The 19,515-nt window shown below is 71.9% G+C and carries 14 protein-coding genes and 2 pseudogenes; 13 read left to right on the top strand and 3 right to left on the bottom strand.

Going from position 1 to position 19,515, the window contains the following annotated elements; all coding sequences use genetic code 11:
- Positions 1-50: 50 nt before the first annotated feature.
- Genes ACIQPR_RS33710 through ACIQPR_RS33720 form a run of 3 tightly spaced genes read right to left on the bottom strand, consistent with a single transcriptional unit; the run spans position 51 to position 3,085 of the window.
- Positions 51-308, bottom strand: coding sequence for a HypC/HybG/HupF family hydrogenase formation chaperone (locus ACIQPR_RS33710; protein ID WP_403655997.1), 258 nt, complete (start codon positions 306-308; stop codon positions 51-53).
- Between the two features lie 6 nt (positions 309-314).
- On the bottom strand, positions 315-2,600 hold the full coding sequence (gene hypF / locus ACIQPR_RS33715; protein WP_403656000.1) for a carbamoyltransferase HypF: 2,286 nt from the start codon (positions 2,598-2,600) through the stop codon (positions 315-317).
- Positions 2,597-3,085 (bottom strand): hydrogenase maturation protease, encoded by a 489-nt coding sequence (locus ACIQPR_RS33720; RefSeq protein ID WP_403656003.1) that lies wholly within the window; start codon positions 3,083-3,085, stop codon positions 2,597-2,599. Before ACIQPR_RS33720 ends, hypF begins: the two co-directional genes overlap by 4 nt.
- A 138-nt stretch (positions 3,086-3,223) precedes the next feature.
- On the opposite strand from ACIQPR_RS33720, the gene ACIQPR_RS33725 reads away from it, so the two are divergent.
- The 13 genes and pseudogenes from ACIQPR_RS33725 (at position 3,224) to ACIQPR_RS33785 (ending at position 19,509) form a co-directional block, all read left to right on the top strand.
- Positions 3,224-4,126, top strand: coding sequence for a universal stress protein (locus ACIQPR_RS33725; protein ID WP_403656006.1), 903 nt, complete (start codon positions 3,224-3,226; stop codon positions 4,124-4,126).
- Positions 4,127-4,327: 201 nt separating this feature from the next.
- A complete protein-coding gene (locus ACIQPR_RS33730; protein ID WP_403656009.1) occupies positions 4,328-5,821 on the top strand; it encodes an APC family permease in 1,494 nt (497 codons plus the stop codon).
- 36 nt (positions 5,822-5,857) lie between these two features.
- Positions 5,858-7,072 carry an arginine deiminase gene (locus tag ACIQPR_RS33735; RefSeq protein ID WP_403656012.1) on the top strand — a complete coding sequence of 405 codons (1,215 nt, stop codon included), beginning with the start codon at positions 5,858-5,860 and terminating at the stop codon, positions 7,070-7,072.
- 19 nt (positions 7,073-7,091) lie between these two features.
- Positions 7,092-8,093: an ornithine carbamoyltransferase gene (argF, locus tag ACIQPR_RS33740; protein ID WP_403656015.1), complete on the top strand. Its 1,002-nt coding sequence runs from the start codon at positions 7,092-7,094 to the stop codon at positions 8,091-8,093.
- Positions 8,094-8,097: 4 nt separating this feature from the next.
- Positions 8,098-9,021 (top strand): carbamate kinase, encoded by a 924-nt coding sequence (locus tag ACIQPR_RS33745; RefSeq protein ID WP_403656018.1) that lies wholly within the window; start codon positions 8,098-8,100, stop codon positions 9,019-9,021.
- A gap of 149 nt (positions 9,022-9,170) precedes the next feature.
- Positions 9,171-11,429 carry a formate C-acetyltransferase gene (gene pflB, locus ACIQPR_RS33750; RefSeq protein ID WP_403656021.1) on the top strand — a complete coding sequence of 753 codons (2,259 nt, stop codon included), beginning with the start codon at positions 9,171-9,173 and terminating at the stop codon, positions 11,427-11,429.
- A gap of 5 nt (positions 11,430-11,434) precedes the next feature.
- A complete protein-coding gene (gene pflA / locus ACIQPR_RS33755) occupies positions 11,435-12,163 on the top strand; it encodes a pyruvate formate-lyase-activating protein (protein ID WP_403656024.1) in 729 nt (242 codons plus the stop codon).
- A 27-nt stretch (positions 12,164-12,190) separates the two neighbouring features.
- Positions 12,191-13,313: pseudogene (locus ACIQPR_RS33760) on the top strand (APC family permease).
- Positions 13,314-13,425: 112 nt separating this feature from the next.
- A complete protein-coding gene (locus ACIQPR_RS33765; RefSeq protein WP_403656027.1) occupies positions 13,426-14,055 on the top strand; it encodes a hypothetical protein in 630 nt (209 codons plus the stop codon).
- Positions 14,056-14,207: 152 nt separating this feature from the next.
- Positions 14,208-15,113 carry a universal stress protein gene (locus tag ACIQPR_RS33770; protein ID WP_403656030.1) on the top strand — a complete coding sequence of 302 codons (906 nt, stop codon included), beginning with the start codon at positions 14,208-14,210 and terminating at the stop codon, positions 15,111-15,113.
- A gap of 23 nt (positions 15,114-15,136) precedes the next feature.
- Positions 15,137-16,156 (top strand): annotated as a pseudogene (locus ACIQPR_RS33775) (zinc-dependent alcohol dehydrogenase); the annotation flags it as partial.
- 8 nt (positions 16,157-16,164) lie between these two features.
- Positions 16,165-17,037 (top strand): universal stress protein, encoded by an 873-nt coding sequence (locus ACIQPR_RS33780; protein ID WP_403656033.1) that lies wholly within the window; start codon positions 16,165-16,167, stop codon positions 17,035-17,037.
- Between the two features lie 90 nt (positions 17,038-17,127).
- Entirely contained in the window at positions 17,128-19,509 is a 2,382-nt protein-coding gene (locus ACIQPR_RS33785; RefSeq protein ID WP_403656036.1) for a phosphoketolase, read from the top strand.
- Positions 19,510-19,515 lie beyond the last annotated feature (6 nt).

Genomic DNA, 19,515 nt, shown 5'->3' on the forward strand with positions numbered 1-19,515 from the left:
GATCCCGCCGCGAGACGGAGAGCGCCCCGCACGGCACCGGGTACGCCCCGCTACGGCAGTGGCTCACCCAACTCGCCCTCGACCGCCCCCGCCATCGCCCGCAGCACCGCCAGAGTCCTGTGCGCCTCCGCCTCGTCGACCCGCGTGATCGCGAATCCCACATGCACGACGACATACGACCCGACACCGGCGTCGGGGGTGCAGCTCAGACAGACCTCGCGCCGGATTCCGCCGAAGTCCACCGTGGCCATCCGCAGCCCGGCGTCGTCATGGATCTCCACGATCCGGCCCGGGACACCGAGACACATCCGCGTTCACCTCTCCCCGGCCAGCCGTGCGGCGGCCACCGCCGCCTGGCCGTAGCTGATGCCACCGTCCCCGACCGGGACCTGACCACCGACCAGCACCCGCAGTCCCTGCGCGTGCAGGTGACGCTTCACCTCGGTCACCAGCCGCCCGTTCACGAAGCAGCCGCCGCCCAGACACACCGTGCGCGGCGCGCCGTCGGCCACCGCACGGGCCACCAGCTCCGCCGTGGCGACGGCCACCGTCAGATGGAAGGCCGCCGCCAGCCGGCCCACCGGCTCGCCGTTCAGCTGCCGCTCCAGGAGGTCGGTGAGGGTCGGTGCGGGGTCGTAGACCCACAGACCCTGCGCCCGTACGATCCGGTGGTCCAGCGGCACCGCGTGCAGCTCGCCCGCCGCGGCCTCCAGCCGGACGGCGGCCTCGCCCTCGTACCCGGCCCGGTCGCACAGCCCGAGCAGCGCGGCGACCGTGTCGAAGAGCCGTCCGGCGCTGGAGGTCCGCGGGCAGTTGACGTCCCGGTCCACCATCGCGCGCACGCCGGCGACCTCGGCCGGGTCGAGCCGCTCGGTGAACGTCCGGGTGAGCCAGGGGTAGGGCCGTGGGGAGCCCAGCGTCTCACCACCGAGCAGCCGTCCCAGCGCCGCACGGGAGGGACGACGTACGGCCGCGTCGCCGCCGGGCAGGGGCGCGGTCGCGAAGCGTCCCGAGCGACGGTAGCCGCTGAGGCGGGCGACGAGGATCTCGCCGCCCCAGAGGGTGCCGTCGTCGCCCAACCCCATCCCGTCGTAGGCGATTCCGATGAAGGGCCCCCGCACTCCGTGCTCCGCGGCACAGGCCGCGACGTGCGCGTGATGGTGCTGCACCGGCATCCTGCGAAGCGGCTGCCGCTCGGCCCACTGGGTGGAGAGGTAGCCCGGATGCAGGTCGTGGGCCAGGACCACGGGTTCGATGCCGGTCAGCCGCTTCAGGTGCTCGTACGACGCCACGAACGCCTCGTGCGTCGCCAGGTCGGCCAAGTCGCCCGTGTGCGGCCCGAGATGGGCCCGGCCGTCGGCGGCCAGGGTGACGGTGTGCTTCAGCTGGGCGCCCACGCCCGCGACCGGTTCCCGAACCGTCAGCGGTAGGGCGCCGGGAGCCAGCCCACGGGCCCGGCGCACGGTGATCCGGGTCCGGCCGGCGAACTGCACCACGGAGTCGTCGTAGCGGGAGCGGATGGGCCGGTCGTGGGTGAGGAAGCCGTCCGCGACGGAGCCCAGCGCGCGACGGGCCTCGTCGTCGATCGCGATGGGCTCGCCGCCGGGATTGCCGCTGGTGACGACGAGCGGGCGGGCCGAGTCGGCGAGCAGCAGGTGGTGCAGGCCGGTCGTGGGCAGGAACAGACCGACGCGCGCCGAGCCGGGGTGCACTTCGGGCGCGAGCGGGGGCGCGCTCCGCAACCGGCGCCGGGCGAGCAGCACCACGGGCCGTTCCGGAGACGTCAGGGCCTCCTCCTCCGTGGCACCGACCCGTGCCAGCCGCCGGGCCGTGGCGAGGTCGCGGACCATCACGGCGAACGGCTTCGTCGGGCGGTGCTTGTGCCGCCGGAGCCGGGCCACGGCCGCCGACTCGCCCGCGTCGCACACCAGTTGGTAGCCGCCCAGGCCTTTGACCGCGACGATTCCACCCTCGGCCACGGTCTTCACGGCCGCACGCAGGGCCTCCTCACCGCGCAGCTCGCCCCACGCCACGCGCGGTCCGCAGGCCGGACAGGCGATGGGCTCGGCGTGGAAGCGCCGGTCGGCCGGGTCGGCGTATTCGGCCGCGCAGTCCGCGCAGAGCGGGAAGCGGCGCATGGTGGTGCGGACGCGGTCGTACGGCAGGTCCTCGATGATCGTGGCGCGCGGCCCGCAGTCCGTGCAGTTGATGAACGGGTAGCGGTGCCGGCGGTCTCGCGGATCACGCAGTTCGCGCAGGCAGGCCTCGCAGATCGCCGCGTCGGGCGGGATCTCGTGCGGCGCGGGGTCCGCGCTGGCGGGTGGGCTGTTGCGGACCTGGAAGCCATGGCGGGGGAGGGACCGGGGCACGCTCTCGGCCAGCCGGACCCGGCGCACCCGGGCGAGGGCCGGGGAGTTCGTCCGCAGCCGGGCCGCGAACCTCTCTATGTCCCCGGTCGGTCCGGCCACCTCGCCCTCGACGTGCCCGTTGACGTTCGCCACCCAGCCGTCCAGACCGAGCCCGACGGCGGTGCGGTAGACGAACGGCCGGAAGCCGACGCCCTGGACGGTGCCCTCGACGTGGAAGCGCCGCACGGTCATACCCGCCTCCCGGTCAGCACGTCGTCCTGGATCGCGGTGACGAGGGGTTCCACCGAGGCCGCGACGGCGGGGGAGAGGCCGGCGCCGAACTCGCTGTCGGCGCCCTCCACGGCGTACACGACCAGATGCTGCGGCAACAGGCCCAGAACCCGGGCGAGTTCGACGGCCTCGCCGAGTCCGAGCCCGTGCGAGCTGGTCGACGACGGCGGGGCGAGATGCCCGGCGTCCAGTTCGAGACGGTGTACCCGGCCGGGCGTGCCCGGGTGGGCGTGGGCCGCGTCCACGACCACGGCCAGCCGGGCACCCTCCCACAGACCGATCAGCCGGCCGGGGTCGCCGTCGCATGCCGACAGCACGGTGTCCGCCGGGAGCGGGCGGTCGGTGGCCCGCTCCCGCAGCCGTGCGATCACGGCCGGGCCCACCCCGTCGTCCCGCCGGAACGCGTTGCCGACGCCGATGACGGCGATTGCGGTGCGTGTCCTCATGTCGCTCAGCGTGGGCCGCCCCGACGGGAGCCCACAGGGGCCGAACGGGCCCGATCGGGCCCCGGCGGCCCATGTCCGGTGCTCGGCCGAGGCAAGACGCTGACGCCGACAGCAGTCAGAGCACAGGAGGTGTCCGCCATGCTTGCGCCCGTCATCGTCGGAGTCGACGGATCCGAGGAGAGCCTTGCCGCCACCGAATGGGCGGCACGTGAGGCGGCACGCCGGGACCGGCCGCTGCGTCTCGTGCACGCCAGGAACCGGCAGCCCCGCCAGGAGACCGGTGAACAGTCCCCCGCGGCCCAGCGGTATCTGGCCCGGCGCTCACTGCGTCAGGCCGAGGAACGCGTCCGCCGTACCGGGCTCGATGTGCGCCTCGACGACGAGCAGGTCGAGGGACCGGCCACCGCCGCGCTGCTGAAGTCGGCCGCGGAGGCCGACCTGTTGGTGCTGGGATCACGCGGACTGAGCGGATTCACCGGGTTCCTGGTCGGCTCGGTCGCCCTCGGTGTCGTGGCACGGGCCGAGCGCCCGGTCGTCCTGGTCCGGGCCGGTGAGGAAGCGGCCGACGAGCACCTTCCCGGTGCCGGCGGTGGCGCGTCCGTCCTCACCGGATACCGGGAGGTGGTGCTGGGCATCGACCTCGCCGACCCCTGCGACGAGGTGATCGAGTTCGCGTTCGAGGAGGCCCGGCTGCGCGGGGCCCGCCTCAAGGTGGTGCACGCCTGGCGGCGGCTCTCTCCTCTCGGACTGGCCCCGGGCGAGATCGGCCTGCTGAGCGAGCCGGAGCGGGCCGAGGAATGGCTCGGCTTCCTGACCGCCGTCCTCCAGGTGTGGCGCGAGAAGTACCCCGGGGTCGAGGTCATGGAGACCGTCACGCAGGGCCGGCCCGAGTCCGTGCTGGTCCGCGCAGCCTCCGGAGCCGGCCTGCTCGTCGTCGGCCGCCACCTGACCGAACGTCCGGCAGGACCGCGCACCGGCCCCGTCGCCCACGCCGCGATCCACCATGTCGGCTGCCCCGTGGCGGTCGTTCCGCACGTCTGAGGGGTTTCCGCGAACAGCCGACGGCCCGCGGAGCGCCCCACAGGACTCCGCCCGGCCCGGGTCGAGCCGGCTCGGCCCTCCCGCGCCGGGACCTCCGGGACCCTCGTGGGCCGTTCGGCCACTGCCCGTGAACTGCCATGACACAGAACCATCGGTGACGGATCGACTCATCCGCAGCAACCTCGCACAAGGAGCACCACCATGCCCAGGACACCCACCAGCGGGAAACCCGCGGCGCCCAGAGCCGCGCTCGGTCTGCCCGCCGCGTCCGCACTGGTCATCGGCAGCATCGTCGGCACCGGAGTCTTCGCCCTGCCCTCCGCACTCGCGCCCTACGGCCCCATCTCGCTCGTGGCGTTCGCCGTCGTGACCCTCGGCGCCCTCGCGCTGGCGATGACCTTCGGCGCCCTGTCGAAGCGGGTCCCGGCCAGCGGCGGCCCGTACGTCTACGCCCGTGAGGCCTTCGGCGAGTTCGTGGGATTCCTCAACGCCTGGTCGTACTGGATCAGCGCCTGGGCCGGGAACGCGGCGATCGTCGTGGCCTGGGTCGGTTACGTCGAGGTCTTCGTCAACACCGGCCACAGGACGGGGATCTCGATCCTCCTCGCCCTGATCGGACTGTGGATCCCGGCCGCGATCAACCTCACCGGAGTGCGCAACACCGGAGCCTTCCAGGTGATCACCACCGTCGTGAAGTTCGTCCCGCTCGTCTTCATGGCCACCGTCGGGCTGCTGTTCATCGACCCCGACAACTTCGGCTCCTTCAACGCCAGTGGGCAGTCGGCCCTGGGCGCGATCTCGGCCGCGGGTGCCATCGCCCTCTTCAGCTACATCGGACTCGAAGCCGCCTCGGTCGTCGCCGGCCGGGTACGGGAGCCGGGACGGAACGTGCCACGTGCCACGGTCTACGGAACCCTGGTCTGCGCCGTCATCTACATCCTGGGCACACTCGCCGTCTTCGGCACCGTCTCGCACGGCGGCCTCGGTGGCTCGACCGCGCCCTTCACCGACGCGGCGAACAACATCTTCGGCGGTACCTGGGCCGGTGACGTCGTGGCCGTCGCGGCCATCGTCTCCGGCATCGGCGCCCTCAACGGGTGGACCATGCTGTGCGCCGAGATGCCCTACGCAGCCGCCCGCGACGGCCTGTTCCCCGGCGCCTTCGCCCGGCTCCGCCGCGAGAACGGCGCCCCCGCCTTCGGCATCGTCGCCTCGACCGTGCTGGCCTCGCTGATCACCGTCTTCAGCTACACCCGCTTCGAGGACGTCTTCACGAAGATCGTCCTGCTGAGCGTGCTCACCGCGGTCGTCCCCTACCTGTTCTCCGCCGCCGCCCAGCTGTACTGGCTGCTGGTGCGCGGGCGCGAGAACCTCGGCCCGCGCCGCCTCGCCCGCGACGTCACCGTGGCCGCCCTCGCGCTCGCCTTCTCTTACTGGTCGATCCAGGGCAGCGGCTACCAGACCGTCTACTACGGCCTGTTCGTCCTCCTGCTGGGAGTACCGGTCTACGTCTGGCTGAAGCGGGGCCAGGGCGTCTACGGCGACCTGACCGCGCCGGACCGGACCACTTCGGCCCCGCCCGGGGAGCGGCGGGCCCCGGAGACGCCCCCGCCCGCACCACGACTCTCACGCGGACTGCCCACGAACCGGACCAGTGGCCGCCGGAAGCGGAACGACACACCGCAGCACGACTGACCTCCGCCCCCGGCCGCACCAGCAGAAAGTCACGCCATGAAACCCTTCCACGTCGACTCCGAGGTCGGTCTCCTGCGCCAGGTCGTCCTCCACCGCCCCGGCCTCGAACTCTCCCGCCTCACCCCGCGCAACGTCGACGCGCTCCTCTTCGACGACATCCTGTGGGCCAAGCGCGCCCGCGAGGAACACGACGCCTTCGCCCAGGTGCTGCGCGACCACGGCACCCGTGTGCACTACTTCGCCGAGCTGCTGGCGCAGACCCTCGCCTCTCCGGAAGCCCGCGACTGGCTGCTGGAGCGGGTCGTCACACCGGCCACCGTCGGCCCCGCGCTGGTCGACCCCGTGCGCGAGCTGTGCCTCGACCTCGACGGGGAGACCCTCGCCGGAAGTCTCATCGGGGGACTCCTCAAGAGCGAACTGCCGCTGGCCACCCCGCACAGCCTGGTCTGGAACGCGCTGGACGCCGAGGACTTCGCCCTCGCCCCGCTGCCCAACCACCTCTTCCCGCGCGACAACTCCTGCTGGGTGTACGACCGGCTGTCGGTCAACCCGATGGCCAAGACCGCACGCCGACGCGAGAGCCTGCACGCGGAGGCCATCTACCGCTTCCACCCGATGTTCGCGGGCACCGCCCCCACGCCGATCCTCGACGCCTGTGCGGGCACCCTCGAAGGCGGCGACGTCCACGTCCTGGGCAACGGCGCCGTCATGGTCGGCATGGGCGAACGCACCACCGCGCAGGCCGTGGAGACCCTGGCCGGCCGACTGTTCGGCGCGGGCACCGCGCGGCGCCTCATAGCGGTCCAACTGCCGCCCGCCCGCGCCTACATGCACCTCGACACCGTGCTGACGATGCTCGACCGCGACACCTTCGTCGTCTACCCGGGCCTGGCCGACTCCCTGCGCTCCTGGACGCTCACACCCAGCGGCGCACGTGAGTGCGGCTTCGATGTCGCCCCGAACGCCGACCTGGCCTCCTCCCTCGCCGAGGCACTCGACCTCGACAAGGTCCGGATGCTCTCCGCCCCGCAGGACATCCGCAACGCCGAACGCGAGCAGTGGGACGACGGCAGCAACTTCCTCGCCGTCGCCCCCGGAGTCGTCGTCGGCTACGAGCGCAATGTCACCACCAACACCTACCTGCGCAAGCAGGGCATCGAGATCGTCACCATCGCGGGCGCCGAACTCGGCCGCGGCCGGGGTGGTCCGCGCTGCATGAGCTGCCCCGTCGAACGCGACCCCGTGGTCTGAGACCAGGGAGGAGTCCACCATGACCGTCGACCTGCGAGGCCGCTCCTACCTGAGCGAACTCGACTTCACCGCACCGGAGATCCACCACCTCCTCGATCTCGCGACCCGTCTGAAGGACGCCAAACGCGCCGGTACCGAACGGCCCCGGCTGAGCGGCCGGAACATCGCCCTGATCTTCGAGAAGACCTCGACCCGCACCCGCTGCGCCTTCGAGGTCGCCGCCGCCGACCAGGGAGCGTCCACCACCTACCTCGGCCCCGGTGACACCCACATCGGCGGCAAGGAGTCCGTCGCCGACACCGCCCGCGTACTGGGCCGCATGTTCGACGCCATCGAATACCGCGGCTCCGCGCAGAGCCTCGTCACCGAACTGGCCGCCCACTCCGGCGTCCCCGTCTACAACGGGCTCACCGACACCACCCACCCCACCCAGAGCCTGTGCGACGTCTTCACCATGCACGAGCACACCGCCAAGCCGTTGCCGGACACCGCCTACTGCTACCTCGGCGACGCCCGCAACAACATGGGCAACTCCCTGCTGTCCATGGGCGCCCTGCTCGGCATGGACGTACGGATCGCGGCGCCGGCCCGGCTGTGGCCCGACCCCGCACTCGTCACCCGGTGCAGGCGACTGGCCGAACGCAGTGGCGCCCGCATCACCCTCACCGAGGACGTCGAGACCGCCGTGCGCGGAGCCGACTTCCTGCACACCGACGTATGGGTCTCCATGGGCGAGGCCGCCGACACCTGGCGGGAACGGATCGAACTGCTGCTGCCGTACCAGGTGACCGCCAAGACCCTCGCCCTCACCGGCAACCCGCGGGTGAAGTTCATGCACTGCCTGCCCGCGCTGCACGACGGCCGCACCCGCCTGGGCCGTGACCTCTTCGACGCCTACGGCCTCGACGGGCTGGAGGTCACGGACGAGGTGTTCTCCTCACCCGCGTCGATCGTCTTCGACCAGGCGGAGAACCGGCTGCACACCATCAAGGCCGTACTGGTCGCCACCCTGGAGGACTGAAGTCATGCGTATCGTCGTCGCCCTCGGAGGCAACGCCCTGCTGCGGCGGGGCGACCGTCCCGACGCCGCCGTCCAGCAGGCCAACGTGGACCGGGTCGTCACCGCGCTCGCCGCTCTCGCCCACGACCACGAACTGGTCATCACCCACGGCAACGGCCCCCAGATCGGCCTCCTCGCCATGGAGAGCGCCGCCGACCCTGCACTCAGCCGGCCCTATCCCCTGCACGTGCTGGGCGCCGAGACCCAGGGCATGATCGGCGCGCTGCTGGCCCGCGACCTCTACAACGCGCTGCCCGGCCGCCGTATCGCCGCCCTGGTCACCCACACGCTCGTGCACGCCGACGATCCGGCCTTCGACCGGCCCACCAAGTTCGTCGGCCAGGTCTACGGCGAGGACATCGCGAAAGCCCTCGCGCGGCACCGCGGCTGGACCATAGTGCGCGACGGCAAGGGCTGGCGCCGCGTCGTGCCCTCCCCGAAGCCGCAGAGCATCGTCGAGACCGAGACGGTCCACGAACTGCTCAACGCCGGAACCCTGGTGATCTGCGCGGGCGGCGGCGGCATACCCGTCGTCGCCGACCAGGACACCGGGGCCCTCACCGGCGTCGAGGCGGTAGTCGACAAGGACCTCACCGCCGCCCTGCTCGCCGAGGAGATCAAGGCCGACTTCCTGCTCGTCCTCACCGACGTCCCGTGCGTGTACGAGAACTTCGGGCTTCCCACCCAGCGGCCCATCCTCGACGCCACCCCGGCCGAACTGGGGCGGGTGGGGTTCCCGGAGGGCTCCATGGGACCCAAGACCGAGGCCGCCGCCCGGTTCGTCGAACGCACCGGAGGGCTCGCGGCCATCGGGGCGCTGGACGCGGCCTACGAGATCGTGCACGGCCGGTCGGGCACGCTGATCCGCCCGGACCTCACGGCCGGCTGACGCGCCGGCCCGGGAACCGGCCGGGCCCTTCGGCCCCGGCGGGTGAGCCGGACGGACCGCCCACGGGCACCGCCCGGCACTCCCCGCTGCCCGCACGAACGACGAGCATCGAAGCGCGGCACATCCGTGATCACAGGAGAGGAACGGCGATGACCACCACCGTGACAATGGGCGACCGGGTCTCCGGCGCCTGGCGAGGCTTCGCCGGAACCACCTGGCGCGAGCGGATCGAGGTGCGCGACTTCATCCAGGCCAACTTCACCCCGTACGAGGGCGACGCCACGTTCCTCAGCGGCCCCACCGGCCGTACCAGAGCCGTCTGGGAGAAGGTCGGCGCCCTGTTCCCGGAGGAGCGGCGCAAGGGCATCCTCGACGTCGACACGGCCACCCCCTCGACGATCACCTCGCACGCCCCCGGTTACATCGACCGCGACCGCGAGCTGATCGTCGGCCTGCAGACCGACGCCCCGCTCAAGCGCGCGATCATGCCCAACGGCGGCCTGCGGATGGTCGAGAACGGCCTGCGGGCGTACGGCTACGAACCCGACCCGTTCGTCACCAAGGTCTTCGGGACCTACCGCAAGACCCACAACGACGGTGTCTTCGACGCCTACACGCCCGAGATGCGCGCCGCCCGCAGGGCCGGCGTCATCACCGGACTGCCCGACGCCTACGGCCGCGGCCGGATCATCGGCGACTACCGGCGCGTGGCGCTGTACGGCACGGACCGGCTGATCGAGGCCAAGAAGACCGAGCGGGCCAAGCTCGACGGCTGCGCGTCCGTCGCCGAGATCATCCGGGACCGGGAGGAACTCGCCGAACAGATAACGGCGTTGGGCGAGCTGACCCGGATGGCCGCCACCTACGGCTGCGACGTCTCCCGCCCAGCCGCCACCGCCCGCGAGGCCGTCCAGTGGCTCTACCTCGGCTATCTCGCCGCGGTGAAGGAGCAGAACGGCGCGGCGATGTCGCTGGGCCGCACCTCCACCTTCCTCGACGTCTACCTCCAACGCGACCTGGACGAGGGCGTGTTGGACGAGACCGGCGCCCAGGAACTCATCGACGACTTCGTGATCAAACTGCGCGTCGTACGCTTCCTGCGCACCCCCGAGTACGACGCCCTGTTCTCCGGCGACCCCACCTGGGTGACGGAATCCATCGGCGGCATCGGTGAGGACGGACGCCCGCTCGTCACCCGCACCTCCTTCCGCTTCCTGCAGACCCTCTACAACCTCGGCCCCGCCCCGGAACCCAACCTCACCGTGCTCTGGTCGCCCCGGCTGCCCGCCGGATTCAAGGAGTTCTGCGCCCAGGTCTCGATCGACACCAGCGCCGTCCAGTACGAGTCCGACGACCTGCTGCGCCCGCGCACCGGCGACGACACCGCCATCGCCTGCTGCGTCTCCGCGATGGAGGTCGGCAGGCAGATGCAGTTCTTCGGGGCTCGCGTCAACCTCGCCAAGGCGCTGCTCTACGCGGTCAACGGCGGCAAGGACGAGATGACCGGGGAACAAGTCGCCCCAGAAGCACCGCCGTTGACCGGCGAGTACCTCGACCATGGCGAACTGTCGGCCGCGTACGACCGCGTCCTGGACTGGCTGGCCCGGACCTACGTCAACGCGCTCAACGTCATCCACTACATGCACGACAAGTACGCCTACGAGCGCATCGAGATGGCCCTGCACGACTATCCCGTGCACCGCTTCATGGCCTGCGGCATCGCCGGCCTGTCGGTCGCCGCCGACAGTCTCTCCGCCGTCAAGTACGCCCGGGTGAAGGTGTTCCGGGACGCCACCGGCCTCGCCGTCGACTTCCGCACCGAGGGCGACTTCCCGGCCTACGGCAACAACGACGACCGTGCCGACGACATCGCCGTGGGCCTGGTCGAGTCCTTCATGGGCAAGGTGCGCCAGTACCCCACCTACCGGGAGGCGGAACACACCCAGTCGGTGCTGACCATCACCTCGAACGTCGTCTACGGCAAGCACACCGGCAACACCCCTGACGGGCGCCGCGCGGGACAGCCCTTCGCGCCCGGCGCCAACCCGATGAACGGCCGCGACCGGCACGGGGTCGCCGCCTCCGCGCTCTCGGTCGCCAAGCTGCCCTACGAACAGGCCCGGGACGGGATCTCACTGACGACGACGATCACGCCCGAGGGGCTGGGCCACAACCCGGACGAGCGGGCCGGACACCTGGTGGGCATCCTCGACGCCTACACGGCGTCCGGCGGCTTCCACATGAACGTCAACGTGCTCGACCGCGCCACCCTGGAGGACGCGATGGAGCACCCGGAGAAGTACCCCGACCTGACGATCCGCGTGTCCGGATACGCCGTCAACTTCGTCCGCCTGACCCGCGAGCAGCAACTCGACGTGATCGGCCGCACCTTCCACGGATCGCTGTGACGGCCATGAGCACCGGCCGGATCCACTCCTGGGACCTGTCCACCGGCGTGGACGGTCCCGGGACCCGGTTCGTCCTCTTCCTCAGTGGCTGCCCCCTGCGCTGTCTCTACTGCGCCAATCCCGACACCTGGCACATGCGGGACGGCAAGGAGACGAGCGTCGACGAGGTGATGGCGGAGATCGAGAAGTACCGGTCCTTCGTCACCACGGCCGGCGGGGGAGTGACCCTCACCGGCGGCGAACCGCTGCTCCAGTCCGCCTTCACCGGCGAAGTGCTGCGCCGCTGCCGGGAGGCCGGACTCCACACCGCCCTGGACACCTCCGGCTTCCTCGGCGCACGGGCCACCGACGAGCTCCTCTCCCACACCGACCTGGTCCTGCTGGACATCAAGTCCTTCGACCTCGACACCTACCGGAGACTGACCGGCGGCGACCTCACGCCCACCCTGAACTTCGCCACCCGCCTCAACCGGCTCGGCGTCCCGACGTGGATCCGGTACGTCCTGGTCCCGGGGTGGACCGACGACCCCCGACGCGTCGACGCCCTGGCCCGCTTCGTCGCGGGCCTCGGCACGGTCGAACGCGTCGACGTCCTGCCCTTCCACAGACTCGGCGCCGCGAAGTACGACGCCCTCGGCATCCCCTTCGCCCTGCGGGACACCCCCGGCCCGTCGGCAGAGGTCGTCGAGCGGGTGCGGGAACAGTTCCGAGGACAGGGGATGATGGCCTACTGAGTCGCCGTGGTGATCGGCCTCGGCTCGATGCTCGGGGCCGGGATCTTCGCCGCCCTCGCCCCGCCGGCGGCCGTCGCCGGGTCCGGGCTGCTGACCGGTCTGGCGCTCGCTGCGGTGGTCGCCTACTGCAACGCGACCTCCTCCGCACGGCTGGCCGCCGGTACCCCAGTCCGGCGGCACCTACGTCCACGGCCGGGAGCGGCTCGGCGACTTCTGGGGCTGCCTGGCCGGCTGGGGCTTCGTGGTCGGCAAGACCGCGTCGTGCGCGGCGATGGCCCTGACCGTCGGGTCCTATGTGTGGCCCACCCATACCCATGCGGTCGCGGCCGTGGCGGCGCTGACCGCGGTCGACTACGGCGGGGTGCGCAAGTCCGCGCTGATGACCCGCGCGGTCGTCGTGATCGTCCTGGCCGTGCTCGCCGCCGTGGTCACCGTCTGTCTCACCTCGGACGCCACCGAACCCGCCCGCCCGGACATCGGCACGGACGCCTCTCTCGGTGGCGTGCTCCAGGCGGCGGGCCTGCTGTTCTTCGCCTTCGCCGGATACGCGCGCATCGCGACCCCGGGCGAGGAGGTACGTGATCCGCGGCGGACCATCCCCCGCGCCCTTCCGCTCGCGCTCGGTATCGCCCTGACCGTCTACGCGGCCGTCGCCGTCTCCGCCCTGCTGGTCGCAGGGCCCGGCGGGCTCGCCCGCACCGCCGCCCCGCTGGTGGATGGGGTGCGCGCGGCCGGTGTTCCGGAGCCGGCGCCGGTCGTGCGGACGGGAGCGGCGGTGGCCGCCCTCGGATCGCTCCTCGCGCTCATCCCGGGCGTCTCGCGCACCACCCTGGCGATGGCCCGCGACCGGAACCTTCCGCATGTCCTGGCCGCGACCACGGACGTGCGCGGTGCGATCGGTTTCTCCTCCTTCGGTGTGCTGGCCTACGACGCCATCGCCAACGTCTCCGCCTGGACCCTGCCCCCCGGCGAGGGCCGCCCGCCCCGCCTCGTGCCGATCGTGGGTACGGCGGGCTGCCTGATCCTGGCGTTCGCCCTGCCGGTCACCTCCGTACTGGCCGGCGCCGCCGCCTACGGCCTGCGCACGCTCTTCGCCCGAGCGGCCTACCGGCACATGCGCCGCGCCGGCCCCAACAGCCCTTCGGGATAGGGCCGTTCAGCCCCCTGGCCGCAGACCTTCGGCATCCGGCGACGCCCCGCGTCGCGGACGAAAGTAAGGGATGTCAAGCAACACCCCTACCGCCCCGAAGGGAATCACGACCATGGCCCTGCACGAGCACCCGCACCGGACCTCCGGCTTCCACCTGCCGTCGTTCCGCCGGAGCCGGACCGCCTCCGCCTCCGAGCCGGCGGTGTCGGCGGCCACCGACACGCACACCGCGCGGGCCTACGCCTTCGCGTCCCTGCGTCTGCTCACCGGATTCGTCTTCCTGTGGGCCTTCCTCGACAAGACCTTCGGTTTCGGCTACGCCACTCCCTCCGGCAAGGGCTGGATCGACGGCGGCTCGCCGACGAAGGGCTTCCTCGGCTCCGTCGCCGCCGGACCCATGCAGTCCACGTTCCACTCCTGGGCCGGCGACACCTGGGCGGACTGGCTGTTCATGCTCGGTCTGCTCGGCATCGGTGTGGCCCTGATCGCGGGCGTCGCACTGCGGTTCGCCGCGGTCGCCGGCACCGTGATGATGGCCCTCATGTGGATCGCCGAGTGGCCGCCCGCCAAGCACCTCTCCGACGGCACGGCGAGCATGTCCACCAACCCGTTCGCCGACTACCACGTCATCTACGCCGTCTCCCTGATCGTCCTGGCGGCCGTCGCCGCCGGTGACGCCCTGGGCCTCGGCCGGCTCTGGGCCAAGCTGCCGGTCGTCCGCGACCACAGCTGGCTGCGCTGAGCACCGCGACGCGGTGGGCCCCACCCGAGGCCCACCGCGCTCAGCCGCGCGCGGGGGACGGTCGGACCCGATGAGGGACCAGTGGCCCCTGCACGGCAGACCCCTCGAAGACGACGCTGGAATCAGAGTTCTCGCCCCAGGAGGTGGAGATCATGCCCGGCACCATCACGATCGGCCTGGACGGATCACCGGAGAGCCGGACCGCCGCGGAATGGGCGGCCCGAGAGGCGCGACTGCGCGGCCTGCCGCTGAGGATCGTCCATGTCTGGGAACCGGTCCCCGAGCCGATGGCCCAGGCACCGCTGATCGGCGCCGAGACCCAGCAGCACTGGACGGAGCGGGTCCCGCGCGAGGCCGCCGAAGCCCTCCGCCTGCGGCATCCCGGCGTCGAGGTGACCACCGAGCAGCTGTCCGGGCACCCCGGCGACGTGCTCGCCGACGCGGCGAAGGACGCCGAACTGCTCGTCCTCGGCTCCCGCGGCCTCGGCGGGATCGGCGGCTTCATGGTCGGCTCCGTCGGCCTGAGCGCCGTGGCCCACACCGAGCGGCCCGTGGTCCTGGTCAGGGCCGGGGAACAGGCCGCCGACGAGCACGAGGCGGACCCGGCGGGAAGCCCCTCCACCGCGACACCCTTCCGCCCGGTCGTCCTGGGCCTGGACATCGACCACCCGGACGACACGCTGATCGCGTTCGCGTTCCGCGCCGCCGAACTCCGCGCCACCTCCCTGCACGTCGTGCACGGCTGGTTCCCGCCTCCGTACTACGCCTACGGGACACCCGTGAACCCGCCCCTGCACGAGGCGCTCGCGCTGGGCGACCGGCAGGCACTCGCCGAGGTGCTGCGCCCCTGGCGGCAGAAGTACCCGGACGTCGGGATCATCGAGGAGTCCCGCTACAGCAGCCCCGCCGTCCTCCTCGTCGAGGCCGCGCGGACCGCCTCCCTCGTGGTCGTCGGCCGGCGCATCCGGCGCAGCCCCTTCGGCGCCCACATCGGCCACGTCACGCACGCCGTGCTCCACCACTCCACCGCCCCGGTCGCCGTCGTCCCCCACGGCTGACCCACCCCTCAGGAGAACCGACCATGAAGGCAGCAGTCGTACGAGCATTCGGTGAGCCCCTCGTCATCGAGGACCGTCCCGACCCCGAGCCCGGCCCCGGCCAGGTCCGCGTCCGGGTGGAGGCCTCCGGGCTGTGCCACACCGACATCCACGCGGCGCACGGCGACTGGCCGGTCAGGCCGAACCCGCCGTTCGTCCCCGGGCACGAGGGCGTCGGCCTGGTCGAGGCGCTCGGCGAGGGCGTCACCCACCTCTCCCTCGGACAGCGGGTCGCGGTCCCCTGGCTCGGCAAGGCCTGCGGACGGTGCGAGCACTGCCTGTCCGGCTGGGAGACCCTCTGCGAGCAGCAGATCAACACCGGCTACGGCTGCGACGGCGGCTACGCCGAGAAGATGCTCGCCTGGGCCGACTTCGCGCAACCCGTGCCCCAGGGCGTCAGCGCCCTGGACGCCGCGCCGCTGACCTGCGCGGGGGTGACGACGTACAAGGCACTGAAGGTCGCCGACGTGAAGCCCACCCAGCTCGTCGCGATCTCGGGCGTCGGCGGACTCGGCCACCTGGCCGTGCAGTACGCGAAGATCGCCGGTGCGACGGTGGCCGCGATCGACGTCACCGACGAGAAGCTCGAACTCGCCGCCGAACTGGGCGCCGACCTCGTCATCGACGCCCGCAAGGACGACGTCGGCGAGGTCCTCAAGCGGCACGGCGGAGCGCACGCCGCTATCGCCCTCGCCGTCAACGACGCCGCCTTCGAGGCCGTCAACTCCGGTCTGCGGCGCGGCGGCAAGCTGGTGATGGTCGCCCTGCCGGCGCACGGCACGGTCCGGGTCCCGATCTTCGACACCGTCCTGAACGGCACCAGCGTGATCGGTTCGATCGTCGGTACCCGGCAGGATCTCGCCGAGGTCTTCCAGCTGCACGCGGCGGGCCGCACCCGCGTCGTCTCCGAGACGCGCGCCCTCGACTCCGTCAACGACTCCATCGCCGACGTGCTGCGCGGCGAGGTCAAGGCCCGGATCGTCTTCGACCTGGACGCGGGACGGCGACGACGATGGACCTCCCGATCGTCGTCGGCGTCGACGGCTCCGAACCGAGCATGCGGGCCGTCGACTGGGCGGCCGACGAGGCCGCCCTGCGCGGAGTAGCGCTGCGGCTCGTCTACGCCTCGCTCTGGGAACGCTACGAGGGCGTCTCACTGGCCCAGGACCTGGTCAAGCCGTCCGAGCAGGTCATGGCCGAGGACATCGTCCGGGTCGCCGCGGAACGGGCGCGCCTGCGCCAGGCCGGCGTCAAGGTCTCCACCGACGTACTGCCGGAGGAACCCGAGTACGCGCTGGTCCGCGAGAGCCGTGAGGCCATCGCCATGGTGCTCGGTACCCGGGGCCGCAGCGGCTTCGTCGAGATGCTCCTCGGATCCGTCAGCCTGACCGTGGCTTCCCACGCGGCCTGCCCGGTGATCGTGCTGCGCGGCAGCCACGACAACCAGGTCCGCGCGGGACGGCACGGCCGCGTCCTGCTGGGCGTCGGCGAGCACGGGACGGACTCCGCCGCCCTGCGGTTCGCCGTCCAGGAGGCGAGGCTCCGCGGCGCGACACTGGACGTCGTACGCGCCTGGCGGTGCCCCGCCCACGAGAGCACCGATCATCCGCTGATGGCCGGCGAACCCGCACGGCTGCACGAACAGCACGCCGTCGAGGTCCTGGCGGACGCGCTGAAGGACGTACCGCCGGACCTGGAACCGCGCCGGCGCACGCTGGAGGGCCCGGTCCGCCAGGTACTCCTCGCCGCCGCGCACGAGGCCGACCTGCTGGTCGTCGGAGCCCGGCGGAGCCCGGAGCGCTTCGGACTCCAACTCGGGCGCGTCGCCCACGGGGTGCTGCACCACGCGCCCTGCCCGGTCGCCGTCGTGCCCGAACGCGGCTGAGCACCCACGACCACCCGCACCGCCCCGCGCCCCCACGGCCGTCGAAGACCCCTGACGGCTCTCACGCCCACGACTTCCGGAGACGCACCCATGTCCACGGTCGAACACCAGGACGCCAACCCACTGTCCGACGACGAACTGCGCACACTGAACGCGCACTGGCGCGCCGCCAACTACCTCGCGGCCGGCCAGATCTACCTGATGTCCAACCCGCTGCTCACCGAGCCCCTGAAGCCCGAGCACATCAAGCCCCGGCTGCTCGGCCACTGGGGCACCTCGCCCGGCCTCAACCTCGTGTACACCCACCTCAACCGGGTGATCAAGGCGCGCGGCCTCGACGCACTGTGCGTGTGGGGGCCCGGACACGGCGGCCCGTCCGTGCTCGCCAACTCCTGGCTGGAGGGCAGCTACAGCGAGACCTACCCGGACGTGGCGCGCGACGGACAGGGCATGGCGCGGCTGTTCCGGCAGTTCTCCTTCCCCGGCGGCGTGCCCAGCCACGTGGCCCCGGAGACACCCGGTTCCATCCACGAGGGCGGTGAACTCGGGTACTCCCTGTCCCACGCCTACGGTGCCGCCTTCGACAACCCGGACCTGCTGGTCACCTGCGTGATCGGTGACGGCGAGGCCGAGACCGGACCGCTGGCCGCCTCCTGGCACTCCAACAAGTTCCTCGACCCGGCCCACGACGGCGCGGTGCTGCCGATCCTGCACCTCAACGGCTACAAGATCGCCAACCCGACCGTGCTCTCGCGTCTCCCCGAGTCCGAACTCGACGAACTCCTGCGGGGCTACGGCCACGAGCCGATCCACGTCACCGGCGACGACCCGCTCCAGGTCCACCGGGCGATGGCGGCGGCGATGGACGACGCGCTGGACCGCATCGCCGCGATGCAGCAGAGCGCCCGCGAGGACGGCGTCACCGAACGCGTCCACTGGCCCATGATCGTGCTGCGCACACCCAAGGGCTGGACCGGCCCCGCCGAGGTCGACGGCGTCCCCGTCGAAGGCACCTGGCGCGCCCACCAGGTCCCGCTGGCCGGCGTACGCGAAAACCCGGAACACCTGCGGCAGTTGGAGGCCTGGTTGCGCTCCTACCGGCCCGACGAGCTCTTCGGCCCGGACGGAAGCCCGGTCGCCGACGTGCTCGCCTGCGTGCCCGACGGAGCCAGGCGGCTCGGCTCCTCCCCGTACGCCAACGGCGGCCTCCTCGTCCGCGATCTGCCCGTCCCCTCGCTCGACGACTTCTCGGTGCCCGTCGACAAGCCCGGCACGACCCTCCACGAACCCACCCGCGTGCTCGGCGACCTCCTCGCCCAGGTGATGAAGGACACCGGCCACCGCCGCGACTTCCGGCTGGTCGGACCCGACGAGACCGCCTCCAACCGGCTCCAGGCCGTCTTCGACATCAGCGGCAAGGCCTGGCAGGCACAGCACCTCCCGGTGGACGAACACCTCGAACACCACGGGCGGGTGCTGGAGATCCTCTCCGAACACACCTGCCAGGGCTGGCTGGAGGGGTACCTGCTCACCGGCCGGCACGGACTGTTCTCCTGCTACGAGGCGTTCGTCCACATCGTCGACTCGATGGTCAACCAGCACATCAAGTGGCTCAAGACGTCAAGGGAGTTGCCGTGGCGGGCGCCCATCGCCTCCCTCAACTACCTGCTCACGTCGCACGTGTGGCGCCAGGACCACAACGGGTTCTCCCACCAGGACCCCGGCTTCGTCGACCACGTCCTCAACAAGAGCCCCGAGGTCGTCCGCGTCTACCTGCCGCCGGACGCCAACACGCTGCTCTCGGTGGCGGATCACGCCCTGCGCAGCCGCGACTACGTCAACGTGATCGTGGCCGGCAAGCAGCCCTGCTTCGACTGGCTGTCCATGGAACAGGCCCGCGCCCACTGCGCCCGCGGCGCCGGAATCTGGGAGTGGGCGGGAACCGAGAACGGCGGTGAACCCGACGTCGTGCTGGCCTGCGCCGGTGACGTACCCACCCTGGAGATCCTGGCAGCCGCCCAGTTGCTGCGCCGCCATCTTCCCGACCTGGCCGTCCGCGTGGTCAACGTGGTCGACATGGCCCGGCTGATGCCGCGCGACGAACACCCGCACGGGATGAGCGACTTCGAGTACGACGGTCTGTTCACCCAGGACAAGCCGGTGATCTTCGCCTACCACGGCTACCCCTGGCTGATCCACCGCCTCGCCTACCGCCGCACCGGCCACAAGAACCTGCATGTGCGCGGCTACAAGGAGTCCGGCACCACCACGACACCGTTCGACATGGTCGTGCGCAACGACCTCGACCGCTACCGCCTGGTCATGGACGTCATCGACCGCGTCCCCGGCCTCGCCGTGCGCGCAGCCGCCGTACGCCAGCAGATGGCCGACGCCCGCACCCGCCACCAGGCCTGGATCCGCGAACACGGCACCGACCTCCCCGAGGTCGCCGACTGGACCTGGAACGCCTGAACACCA

Source organism: Streptomyces sp. NPDC091280 (genome assembly GCF_044768565.1).
In the GTDB taxonomy this organism is placed as follows: Bacteria; Actinomycetota; Actinomycetes; order Streptomycetales; family Streptomycetaceae; genus Streptomyces.